We start from the raw sequence: 10617 nt of genomic DNA on the forward strand, positions 1-10617 counted from the left end.
GGAGTCGCGCCTTCGCGCGACGGGGGCAGCGCCCCCGACCCGGTCAGCCCCCCAGAAAACTGCCGAACGGGATATAGCGCACCGCGTCGCCGGGCCGGATTTCCGCAGGCCCATCCTGCAGTTCCACCAGCCCCTCGGCCCAGCTCAGCCCGCTGATCCGCCCCGAGCCTTCGGATTTGAACACCTCGGCGCGACCATCCCGGATGCGCGCGCGCAGGTATTCCCGCCGCCCCGGCTTCTTGTGCTTCTCGAACCCGGCGGGCACATCGAACCCCTGCGGCACATGCCAGCCTGCGCCCGACAACACCGCCATCGCAGGCCGCGCAAAGATCAGCGTGCACACGAGGGCCGCCACCGGGTTGCCCGGCAGGCCAAAGACTGGCGCGCCGCCCCACATCCCCAATGCCAGAGGCCGCCCCGGCTTGAGCGCGATGCGCCATTCCGCCATCATCCCCGCCTCGTTCAGGAGCGCCGAGACATGATCCTCATCACCCGAGGATGCACCGCCCGAGGTCAGGATCACATCCGCCTCCTTCGCGCCTCGGTCAAGCGCGTCGCGCAATGCCGCGCGGTCATCGGCCACCCGGCCAAGATCGACCAGATCATAGCCCATCTGCTGTACCAACGCGCTCAACATGGGCCGGTTGGCGTCGTAAATCTGCCCCGCGCGCGCCGCCTCTCCCGGCTCGACCAGCTCATCCCCGGTCGAGATCACTGCCACGCGCAACCGCGCGAAGACCGGCAGATCGTCCAGCCCCACGGCCGCACACAGTGCCAGATCGGCAGGCGTCAGCACCCGGCCCGCCTCCAGCACGGTCGCGCCCGCCTCCACATCCTCGCCCGCGCGCCTTGTATTGGCCCCGGGCCTCACACCTGCGCGAAACGCGATACGCCCCTCGCCCAGCGTCACATCCTCTTGCAGGATCACGGTATCCACGCCATCGGGCAGGGCCGAGCCGGTCAGCACCCGCACCGCGTGCCCCGGCGGCACCGCACCCGGATACGGCACCCCCGCCGCCGCGCGGCCCTCGATCAGCGACAAGACCTGATCGCCCTCGGTCAATGACGCATGGGCAAACCCATACCCATCCACCGCCGTATTTGCCTGCGGCGGATTTGCCCGCCGCGCCGTCACCGGCGCGGCCAATACCCGCCCGGCGGCGTCACCAAGCAGCGAAACCTCCTGCCCCACCACCGCGCGCATCCGCTCGCGCAGCAGGTCGAGCGCATCCTCCACCGGCGTCCAGTCCACGCCCGCGGGCAGCGCGAAACAATCGTCCCGCAGGGGCGGCGGCGTCAGCCTTTCCTCGCAGGCGGCCATCAATTCCTCTTCATGCCCCAAACCAAGGATCCAGCCTTCCTCGGGCGCATCCACCGCCAGCATCTCGGCAAGCCGGTTGTGGGGTATCCGCGCCAGCGCACGCGCCAGCAACCGCACCTGATGGGCGTCGCGAATGCCGCCCTCGGCCTCGGCGCGCTTCACGGCGGCATTGATCAGCCCCGGCCAGATTTCGACAACCGCCACGGGCTTGTCCAGCACCTCGAACGGCCACACCGCCACCTGCCCGTAGAACATGCGCCGCAACCGGTTGAGCACCGGCAACCCGGTCAGCACCTGCCCGCCCACGGCCCCGGCACCGCCCATCTGCCAGCAGGTAAAGCTGCCCGGTGCCTGCGCATCGGCCACGCGCCGCTCGGGCATGCCGTGCCTCGCGCGCGTATCCTTGCGCGGAAGATCGGCGATCTCGCGCCGCAGCCCGTTGAACCAGAACGGCCCCACACCGGGGAACCGTCCGTTGATCTCGCCCGCCACGTCAAAGCGGTTATTGCCGTCGGGCGCGTCCTCGATCACCGTTTCCAGCCAGTCCCAGACCGCAAAGGGCGTATCGGCCCCGGTCAGTTCCTGCGCGAACCCCGCCGGAAAGCCGAACGGAAAATCCACCCCGATCAACAACCTGCGCCCCGCCGCGCCCTCTTCCTCGATCAGACGCGCAAGCGCCGCCTCGGCCTCTGCCCGGTTGCGCAGGTAGCGCGGGGCCTCGTCCGATCCGTCGCGGGTGATCCCCAACCAGATCGCATCCCGGCAGGGGGTTGGCCCGGTATCGTTGCCGCCCGACCAATCCAGCATTGCAACTGTATCGAATCCCGTCAAAGCGCCACCTCTGCCAATATGAAATCCGCGATCCCCACCGTATCATTCAGATCAAACACCGGTCTGTCCAGATCGAGCGCCACATCGCTCGCCACCGCGCGGATCGTCGGATCATCGGGCGCGATCAGCGCATGGCCCGTCTCGGCACGGAACACCTCGATCTTGGGGTGGCGGTCGCGCTTGTAGCCTTCGATCAGCACCAGATCGACCGGGCTCAGCTTCTGCAAGAGCACCTCCAGCGTCGGCTCCGCCGCCTCGCGCAACTCGTGCATCAGGGCAAAACGGTTGCGCGAGGCAAGCAGCACCTCGCGCGCCCCCGCCACCCTGTGCCGATGGCTGTCCTTGCCCGGATGATCCACGTCGAAAGTATGATGCGCATGCTTGACGGTCGAGACGCTGAAGCCGCGCCCGGTGATCTCCGCCACCAGCCGCTCCATCAGCCCGGTCTTGCCGGCATTCTTCCAGCCGGTCACGCCGTATAATCTCATGCCGCAGCCCTCCGTTGCGCCTCGGCCAGATCCTCGGGTGTGTTGACGTTGAAGAACGCATCCCCGTCCTCAAAGAGCGCCTCGCGACCGCCATGCCGGTCGGTCCAGAGCACGACCTTGCGCAGCCCGTCCTCCAGCGCGGCGCGCAGGTCGTCGCGCAAGGCCACCGGCCAGAGGCCGAATGTGGGGTGGCGCACCTGCCCGCCCCGACTCATGGATTTGGTCTCTTCCGCGCCGCGCGGCGTGGCGGCGAGAACCAGCGGATGCGTCATGCCCGCCGCTGCGCCTTGCAACGTCGCCACCAGATCACGCGGGAAAAACGGCGTGTCGGCGGCCACCGTCACGATCGCCTCCGCCCCCTCGCCCGCCGCCCAGTCGAGCCCTGCGAGAACGCCCGCCAGCGGCCCGGGATAGTCTGCAATCGGATCGGGCAGCACCGGCAGGCCGAACCCCGCAAACCGGTCCGGGGCGCCATTGGCATTGAGCGCGACCGCGCCCACCTGCGGGCTCAGCCTTGCCAGCACATGGTCGAGGATCACGTCATCGCCCAGCGCCAGCAGCCCCTTGTCGCCGCCACCCATCCGCGTCGCCTGCCCCCCGGCGAGAATCACTCCGAGCGGCGCGCTCATCCTTCGGCACTCTTGCGGCGATGCTTGGGGCTTTCTTCGGCCACGCTCGCCGGGTCCGCATCGCGCAGCACCCGCTCCTCACCCGCAAGGCAGACGAACCGCCGACCGCGCATCCGGCCGATCAGCGTCAGCCCCACCTGACGCGCGATCTCCACCCCCCAAGCGGTAAACCCGGAGCGCGAGGCCAGCACCGGAATGCCCATCATCGCGGTCTTGATCACCATCTCCGAGGTCAGCCGCCCGGTGGTGTAAAGCGTCTTGTCGCCTGCGCCCACCCCCTCGCTGAGCATCCAGCCCGCGATCTTGTCCACCGCGTTGTGCCGACCGACATCTTCCATATAGACCAGCGGTCGTGCCCCCTGACACAGCACCGTGCCATGGATCGCCCCGGCCTCAAGATACAGCGACGGGGTGCGGTTGATCTTGGAGGCGAGCGCATAGAGGTCCGAGGTCTTCACCTCCACCTCCGGCAGGCGCACGCCCTCCAGCCCCTCCATCATGTCGCCAAAGACGGTGCCCACGGCACAGCCGCTCGTGCGGGTCTTCTTCTTCAGCTTTTCCTCGTAAGTGGTCTGCCCGTCGGTGCGCACCACGACCGTCTCGAGATCCTCGTCGTAATCGACGCCGCGCACCACCTCGCCTGTCGCCAGCATCCCCTGATTGCGCAGAAACCCGAGCGCCAGATATTCGGGGTAATCGCCGATGGTCATCGCCGTCACGATCTCCTGCCCGTTGAGAAAGATCGTCAGCGGGCGTTCCTCCACCACCGAGATGCGAGACGGCTTGCCCTCGTGATCCACCCCCTCCACCACCCGCGTGAGCCGCGGCGCGGCGGGGTCCGGCGCGATCAGGTAACCGGAAAGGTCATCGCTCTGGGCCAATTGCATCTCCTCCTTGCATTGGATAGGCGGTGTCTGGACAGGCGGCAACTCGGGGGCGGACGGTGCCAACTCAAACCACCAAATCGATCTATTGGCAAGGCGTGCGCGACGGTGCCCCCTTCATCCTCGTGATCGTGCCCTTCTCGCTGCTCTTTGGCGTGGTGGCGACCGAGGCCGGGCTCAACGTTCTGGAAACCATGAGCTTTTCCGTTCTGGTCATCGCCGGGGCGGCACAGTTCACCGCGCTGCAACTGCTGGGCGACGGCGCGCCCACGCTGATCGCGCTCGTCTCGGCGCTCGCGGTCAACCTGCGCATGGCGATGTATTCGGCCTCGCTCACCCCGTGGATCGGCGAGGCCACGCTCGGCCAGCGCGCGATTGCCGCCTATTTCACGGTGGATCAGAGCTATGCCTGCGCCATCGTCGCATTCGAGCAAAACCCGGGCTGGAGCATCCGGCAGCGGCTGGCCTATTTCTTCGGGGTGGTGACGCCGATTTGCCCGCTCTGGTATCTGTTCACCCTGATCGGCGCGCTGGTCGGCACCTCAATCCCGCAGGGGCTGGCGCTCGATTTCGCGCTGCCGATCACGTTCCTTGCGATGATCGGCCCGATGCTGCGCACCCCGGCCCATGTTTTGGCGGCACTGATCTCGGTCGTCACGGCCCTCGTCTTTGCCTTCCTGCCCTATAATCTCGGGCTGCTGGTCGCCGGGGTCGCGGGCATGATGACCGGCGCGCAGGCAGAACTCTGGATCGAACAGCGCAAGGCGGCCCGCCAATGAGCATCGACACCGCAGACCTCTGGTTCGTGATCATCGCGCTTGGGCTGGGCAGTTTCGGGCTGCGCTTCGTCTTCACCGGGCTAGTGGGCAACCGTCCCCTGCCACCCTGGCTGCTGCGCCACCTGCGCTACACGGCCGTGGCGGTCCTGCCCGGTCTTGTCGCGCCGCTCGTGGTCTGGCCCGCCGCGACGGGCGGCAGCCTTGATGCCCCGCGCATGGCCGCCGCCCTCGTCACCCTCGCCGCGGGCTATTTCCTGCGCAACGTGATCGTCGCCATCGTGCTGGGCGGGCTCACGCTCTATGGCGGTCTCGCCCTCTTCGGCTGACGGCTTCATCTTGCCATAAATATTCCGGGGGAGTCGCGCCGCAGGCGCGGCGGGGGCAGCGCCCCCTACTCTTTTGGTGCCGCCGCGCGCCGCAGCCGGTCGTTGATCGCGCGGCCCAGCCCGGTCTCGGGGATCGGCGAGACGGCGATGCCCTCGGCGCCCATGGCATCGAGCGCATGCAGGTGGTGAAAGAGATTGGCGGCGGCCTCGGTCAGATCGCCCGCGCGCGACAGGTTGAGATCGGCCTCGACCGGACCAAAACCCAGCATCACCTCGCCCGGGCGCGTCGCCTCGGCCTCAAGCCGCACCTTTGCCCCCGGCGCATAATGTGACCGCATCTGCCCCGGCGCGCTCAGCGCCTCGCCTTCGGCCCGCCGGGCGATGGGCTGGCCAAGTGCTGCCTCCAGCGCCTCAACCGGCACGCCGCCGGGGCGCAGCAGCACCGGGTCGCCCGCCAGCCCCAGGATGGTCGATTCCACGCCAACCGGGCATACCCCGCCATCGACCACCGCCTCGATCCGCCCGCCAAGGCCCGCGATCACATGGTCCGCCTCGGTGGGGCTGATCCGGCCCGACGGGTTGGCCGAGGGGGCCGCCACGGGCCCGCCAAATTCGGCCAACAGCGCGCGTGCCACCGGATGCGCGGGCACCCGTATGGCCAGCGTCGGCAGATCGGCGGTGACCAGCGGCGACAGCCCCGCCCCCTCGCGCAGCGGCAGGACCAGCGTCAGCGGCCCCGGCCAGAACGCGCTCGCCACGATCTCGGCGGCGTCCGACCATTCCACGTAGTCCTGCGCGCGCGCCGCGCTCTCGACATGGACGATCAACGGGTTGAAGCGTGGCCGCCCCTTGGCCTCGAAAATCCGCGCCACCGCCAGACCGTCGCGCGCATCCGCACCGAGGCCGTAAACCGTCTCGGTCGGAAACGCCACGAGGCCACCGGCACGCCAAATCTCGGCAGCGCGCCCATATTCCGCCGCCCCGGCTTGCAATACTTCGGTTGCATTTGGCATATACGTCCCCTGACCTGACGCCGCGTTTTGGTTGTCGTTCTGGCACCTTCGGCTACTCTAAGCCCTGCGCCGGGCTGATTACAGCCGTTCAGAACGGATGCCAAGCCGCGCCAGAAACAGCAAAGGATGGATGGACATGCCCTATCGCGCGCCGGTCTCGGAGTATCAGTTCCTCTTCGATCACGTCATCGGCCTTCATCAGGTGACCGCGACCGAGCGGTTCGCCGAGGCGACCCCCGACATGACCGCCGCCATCCTCACCGAGGCCGGGCGCATGTGCGAAGAGGTGCTTTACCCCCTGCAACGCGCAGGCGACCTGCACCCCGCGCGGCTGGAAAACGGCGTCGTGCGCACGCCACCGGGCTTTGCCGACGGCTACCGCGCGATTGCGACAGGCGGCTGGGTCTCGATCAGCGCGCAGCCCGATCATGGCGGCATGGGGCTGCCGATGACCCTGACCACCGCCGTCAACGAGATGATGTCGGCGGCCTGTCTGTCGCTGCAACTCGCCCCGCTGATGACGCAGGGCCAGATCGAGGCGCTGGAGCATCACGCCTCAGACGCTTTGAAGGCGCTCTACCTGCCCAAGCTGGTCAGCGGTGAATGGGCCGGCACCATGAACCTGACCGAGCCGCAGGCGGGCTCGGACGTGGGCGCGCTGCGCACCAAGGCGGAGGACAATGGCGACGGCACCTATGCGATCAACGGGCAAAAGATCTACATCTCCTGGGGCGACAACGATTTCACCGAGAATGTCTGCCACCTCGTGCTCGCGCGGCTGCCCGATGGGGTGCCCGGCACCAAGGGGATCAGCCTCTTTCTGGTGCCGAAATTCATCCCCGATGCGCAGGGCAACCCCGGCGCGCGCAACAACCTCGGTGTCGTCAGCCTCGAGCACAAGATGGGCCTGCATGGCAGCCCTACGGCGGTGATGCAATATGACGGCGCCACCGGCTGGCTGGTGGGCGAGGCGCATCAGGGCATGCGCGCGATGTTCACCATGATGAACAATGCCCGCCTCGGCGTCGGCGGTCAGGGCATCGGAGTGGCCGAGGGGGCGTTTCAGCACGCGCTCGCCTATGCGCAGGATCGCAAGCAGGGGCATACCCCAGACAAGGACAACCCCGACACGATTATCGGCCACGCCAATGTGCGCCGCATGCTGGCCGGCATGAAATCCGAGATCTTCGCCGCCCGCGCCATCGCCCTCGCCTGTGCGCAGGCCATCGACATGGAGACGGCGACGGGCGCGAAACACTGGGCCGCGCGCGCCGCACTCCTGACCCCGATCGCCAAGGTCTGCGGCACCGAGACTGGCATCAATGTCGCCAATACCGGCGTTCAACTGCATGGCGGCATGGGCTACATCGAGGAAACCGGGGCGGCGCAATACCTGCGCGATGTCCGCGTCACCGCGATCTATGAGGGCACCAACGGCATTCAGGCGATGGATCTGGTGGGCCGCAAGCTGATGGACGGGGGCGAGGCCGCCTTTGCGCTGATCGACGAAATGCAGGCGGCGGCAGAGGCGGCGCGTGGCGCTCTGCCCGAACTGGCCGAATCCGTCTGGCAGGCGACCGAGAGCCTGCGCGAAGCCACCGACTGGATGCTGGCACAGGATGACATGACCCACCGCTTTGCCGGGGCGATCCCTTTCTTGCGCGGCTTCGCCCGCATCCTCGGCGCGCATTTCCACCTCAAGGCGGCACAAGCCGAAGGCGGCGATGGCGCGCGCACGCGGCTGGCGCGGTTCTACATCACCCGGCTCTTGCCCGAGCATGCCGGGCATCTGGCGCATGCCACGGCAGGGGCCAATGATCTCTATGCCCTCACGCCTGAGGATTTCGCAGCGTGATGGATGGCGGCGCGCATATCCGCCATCCATGGGCAGAGCCGCCTGCCCAGGGCGCGGCGACCGAGGTCGCGCCCGGCATGCTCTGGCTGCGCCTGCCGCTGCCGATGGTGCTCGATCACGTCAATGTCTACGCGCTCGATGAGGGCGACAGCTGGACGCTGATCGACACCGGCATCCACTCCAAACGCAGCGTCGCGCTGTGGGAGGATATTCTGGCTGGCCCATTGCAGGGCAAGCCCGTCTCCCGCGTGATTCTGACCCACCACCACCCCGACCATATCGGCATGGCGGGCTGGTTCATGGAACGCTTCGGCGCGGGTCTCTGGGCCTCGCGCACAAGTTGGCTGCTGGCGCGTCTGCTGATCCTCGATGTCGAGGAGCGCCCCACGCCGCAGGCGCTCGCCTTTTCCCGCGCGGGCGGGATGGACCCGGAGATCTACGAGCACCGCAAGCACGAACGCCCCTATAATTTCGCCGATATCTGCGCCCCCATCCCGGTGGGCTATACAAGGCTGCAAGAGGGCGACGTGATCCGCGCGGGCGGGCGTGACTGGGATGTGCGGATGGGCGGCGGGCACGCGCCCGAACATGTCACGCTATGGTCCCGCGATGACGCATTGGTGATTGCGGGCGATCAAATCCTGCCCGGCATCAGCCCCAATATTGGCGTCTACCCGACCGAACCGCTGGCCGATCCGCTGTCCGACTGGCTGGCCGCCTGCGACCGGCTGGCGGCGCATGCCCGCGACGATCATCTGGTCCTGCCGGGCCACAAGCTGCCCTTCACCGGCCTGCCCCTGCGCATGGCGCAACTCAGCGGCAATCACCACGCCGCCCTCGACCGGCTGCGCGAGTTTCTCAAAGAACCGCACACCGCCGCCGACTGCTTTCCGCTCCTCTTCAAGCGTCGCATCGACCGCGGCACCTATGGCCTCGCGCTGGTCGAGGCCGTTGCGCATCTCAACCATTTGCTCCACGCTGGCGAAGTCACACGCTGGCGCCGCGCCGATGAGGCATGGCTCTGGCAGATCAAGGACGAGTAACCGGGAGAAAGCCCCGATGGGTAACGAGATCGACACCAGCGCCGAACATGCCGAAGCCGCCGCAATGCCGCGCGCCCATGAGGTGCATTCCGACCCCGACCAGCCCTGTATCGAAACCGCCGCCAAGTCGCTGTCGCAAAAGCCGATGGACGGCAAGAGCGCCGCACAATGGGCCTATGAGCGGCTGATCCTCTATATCCAGAACTTCGAGAAGACGCTGGACGAGGAACACGAGGTCGCCATGGGATTCGCCGGGGGCGATGCGGGCGTGATCCGGATCGAGGGGATGGGCTATTTCGATCCCGACATCATCACCTTTTACGGGCAGGATCAGATGGGCATGCGCACGCAGTTGGTGCAGCATGTCAGCCAACTCAACGTGATGCTGCGCGCCCTGCCCAAAAAGGCCCCGGCCGAGGCCCCCACCCGCATCGGCTTTCGCCTCGCGCAGGATCTCGAACAGGGCTGAAATCTGCGACAGCTTGGGGCGTGACAGGCTGTGGCAAATGCAGTAATGACGAGCCGAAACATGGGTTCAGCGAACAAGGGAACACGCGACATGGCCGAGCACAAGCATGGTGAGATGAATACCGACGTTCAGGAGAAGACATTCGAGGGCTTCATCAAGGCCGTGACCTGGTCGGCGGTCGTGATCGTCGGGCTCCTGCTCTTCATCGCGGTGGTCAACGGCTGATCCAGCCGCCCCGGACGCGCGCGCGGGAGAGATGTGATGCGGTCATTGGTACTGGCGCTTGGCGCCATGGTGTTTCTTGCTGGCTGTGCAACAGAATCGGTCTGGGCGCCGGATGATGCGGTGGCACGCGCCGCCTATCGGCATGACGGCCCGCCGCGCCTGACGGTCTATACGATGATCAACAACAATTCCGGCGGGGGTGCGCATACCTCGCTGATGATCAACGGCTCGCAGCGGGTGATCTTCGACCCCGCCGGCAGTTTCAAGCACGACACCATCCCGGAACGCAACGATGTGCTCTTCGGCATCACCCCGCCGGTCGAGGACGTCTATACCCGCTATCACGCGCGCAAGACCTACCACGTCCAGATCCAGCGCCTCGACGTGTCCCCGGAACTGGCCGAACGCGCGATCCAGCTTGTGAAGGCCAACGGCCCGGTGCCCTCGGCGCAATGCTCGCTGGCAACCTCGCGCATCCTCGGAGAGTTATTCCCCGGCCGGATCCGCACCTCATGGTTCCCGCGCAAGACGGCCGAGGATTTCGGCAAGATCCCCGGCGTGACCGAGGAAAAACTCTACGAATACGATGGCGACGACAATTCCAACGTCCTCGCCGCATGGGACCCGGCCCGCGCCAAGGCGCAGTGAGGCCAGTCTTTCACGACGCAGAGGCATTCTGGTGAGAATGGCCTGCAGCTTCCGTTGACGCAAGCCGCGCATCGTCGTGCCGCGGTGTGGCGATCCAACGTCAGTT

At 67.2% G+C, this 10617-nt stretch carries 12 protein-coding genes; 7 read left to right on the forward strand and 5 right to left on the reverse strand.

Translation table 11 applies throughout. The features are described 5' to 3' along the window. Window positions 1-43: 43 nt before the first annotated feature. The 4 genes from RID11_RS03370 to RID11_RS03385 are packed head-to-tail and all read right to left on the reverse strand — an operon-like array spanning window position 44 to window position 4156. Window positions 44-2128 carry a molybdopterin-binding protein gene (locus tag RID11_RS03370; RefSeq protein WP_350136020.1) on the reverse strand — a complete coding sequence of 695 codons (2085 nt, stop codon included), beginning with the start codon at window positions 2126-2128 and terminating at the stop codon, window positions 44-46. 20 nt (window positions 2129-2148) lie between these two features. Further along, a complete protein-coding gene (gene mobB, locus RID11_RS03375; RefSeq protein WP_350136021.1) occupies window positions 2149-2640 on the reverse strand; it encodes a molybdopterin-guanine dinucleotide biosynthesis protein B in 492 nt (163 codons plus the stop codon). Further along, window positions 2637-3269, reverse strand: coding sequence for a molybdenum cofactor guanylyltransferase MobA (gene mobA / locus RID11_RS03380; protein ID WP_350136022.1), 633 nt, complete (start codon window positions 3267-3269; stop codon window positions 2637-2639). Before mobA ends, mobB begins: the two co-directional genes overlap by 4 nt. Next, entirely contained in the window at window positions 3266-4156 is an 891-nt protein-coding gene (locus tag RID11_RS03385; RefSeq protein WP_350136023.1) for a formate dehydrogenase accessory sulfurtransferase FdhD, read from the reverse strand. Before RID11_RS03385 ends, mobA begins: the two co-directional genes overlap by 4 nt. 56 nt (window positions 4157-4212) lie before the next feature. On the opposite strand from RID11_RS03385, the gene RID11_RS03390 reads away from it, so the two are divergent. Both RID11_RS03390 and RID11_RS03395 read left to right on the forward strand, forming a co-directional pair. Continuing rightward, entirely contained in the window at window positions 4213-4932 is a 720-nt protein-coding gene (locus RID11_RS03390) for an AzlC family ABC transporter permease (RefSeq protein WP_350136024.1), read from the forward strand. After that, the gene (locus tag RID11_RS03395) at window positions 4929-5258 is read left to right on the forward strand and encodes an AzlD domain-containing protein (protein ID WP_350136025.1); all 330 of its coding nucleotides are present in this window, start codon (window positions 4929-4931) and stop codon (window positions 5256-5258) included. Before RID11_RS03390 ends, RID11_RS03395 begins: the two co-directional genes overlap by 4 nt. Window positions 5259-5323: 65 nt before the next feature. Here RID11_RS03395 and RID11_RS03400 read toward each other — a convergent pair whose 3' ends face one another. Next, window positions 5324-6271 (reverse strand): L-threonylcarbamoyladenylate synthase, encoded by a 948-nt coding sequence (locus RID11_RS03400; RefSeq protein WP_350136026.1) that lies wholly within the window; start codon window positions 6269-6271, stop codon window positions 5324-5326. A 136-nt stretch (window positions 6272-6407) separates the two neighbouring features. On the opposite strand from RID11_RS03400, the gene RID11_RS03405 reads away from it, so the two are divergent. From RID11_RS03405 to RID11_RS03425, 5 genes are all read left to right on the forward strand, one after another. Next, complete coding sequence (locus RID11_RS03405) at window positions 6408-8126, forward strand: acyl-CoA dehydrogenase (RefSeq protein ID WP_350136027.1); 1719 nt, start codon at window positions 6408-6410, stop codon at window positions 8124-8126. Further along, window positions 8126-9169 carry an MBL fold metallo-hydrolase gene (locus RID11_RS03410; RefSeq protein ID WP_350136031.1) on the forward strand — a complete coding sequence of 348 codons (1044 nt, stop codon included), beginning with the start codon at window positions 8126-8128 and terminating at the stop codon, window positions 9167-9169. The genes RID11_RS03405 and RID11_RS03410 overlap by 1 nt, the downstream gene beginning before the upstream one ends. A gap of 16 nt (window positions 9170-9185) precedes the next feature. Beyond that, window positions 9186-9638: a DUF6173 family protein gene (locus tag RID11_RS03415; protein WP_350136028.1), complete on the forward strand. Its 453-nt coding sequence runs from the start codon at window positions 9186-9188 to the stop codon at window positions 9636-9638. A gap of 90 nt (window positions 9639-9728) precedes the next feature. Further along, complete coding sequence (locus RID11_RS03420) at window positions 9729-9863, forward strand: aa3-type cytochrome c oxidase subunit IV (protein ID WP_350136029.1); 135 nt, start codon at window positions 9729-9731, stop codon at window positions 9861-9863. Between the two features lie 36 nt (window positions 9864-9899). Continuing rightward, window positions 9900-10511: a hypothetical protein gene (locus tag RID11_RS03425; protein WP_350136030.1), complete on the forward strand. Its 612-nt coding sequence runs from the start codon at window positions 9900-9902 to the stop codon at window positions 10509-10511. Window positions 10512-10617 lie beyond the last annotated feature (106 nt).

Source organism: Roseovarius sp., assembly GCF_040219995.1.
Lineage (GTDB): Bacteria > Pseudomonadota > Alphaproteobacteria > Rhodobacterales > Rhodobacteraceae > Roseovarius.

Excerpts from the sequence above, each read along its gene's own strand:
- RID11_RS03370 (WP_350136020.1), bottom strand. The coding sequence starts at position 2,128 with ATGCTGGATTGGTCGGGCGGCAACGATACCGGGCCAACCCCCTGCCGG.
- mobA (WP_350136022.1), bottom strand. The coding sequence starts at position 3,269 with ATGAGCGCGCCGCTCGGAGTGATTCTCGCCGGGGGGCAGGCGACGCGG.
- RID11_RS03400 (WP_350136026.1), bottom strand. The coding sequence starts at position 6,271 with ATGCCAAATGCAACCGAAGTATTGCAAGCCGGGGCGGCGGAATATGGG.
- RID11_RS03410 (WP_350136031.1), top strand. The coding sequence starts at position 8,126 with ATGGATGGCGGCGCGCATATCCGCCATCCATGGGCAGAGCCGCCTGCC.
- RID11_RS03425 (WP_350136030.1), top strand. The coding sequence starts at position 9,900 with ATGCGGTCATTGGTACTGGCGCTTGGCGCCATGGTGTTTCTTGCTGGC.
- RID11_RS03405 (WP_350136027.1), top strand. The coding sequence starts at position 6,408 with ATGCCCTATCGCGCGCCGGTCTCGGAGTATCAGTTCCTCTTCGATCAC.
- RID11_RS03385 (WP_350136023.1), bottom strand. The coding sequence starts at position 4,156 with ATGCAATTGGCCCAGAGCGATGACCTTTCCGGTTACCTGATCGCGCCG.
- RID11_RS03395 (WP_350136025.1), top strand. The coding sequence starts at position 4,929 with ATGAGCATCGACACCGCAGACCTCTGGTTCGTGATCATCGCGCTTGGG.
- mobB (WP_350136021.1), bottom strand. The coding sequence starts at position 2,640 with ATGAGATTATACGGCGTGACCGGCTGGAAGAATGCCGGCAAGACCGGG.
- RID11_RS03420 (WP_350136029.1), top strand. The coding sequence starts at position 9,729 with ATGGCCGAGCACAAGCATGGTGAGATGAATACCGACGTTCAGGAGAAG.
- RID11_RS03415 (WP_350136028.1), top strand. The coding sequence starts at position 9,186 with ATGGGTAACGAGATCGACACCAGCGCCGAACATGCCGAAGCCGCCGCA.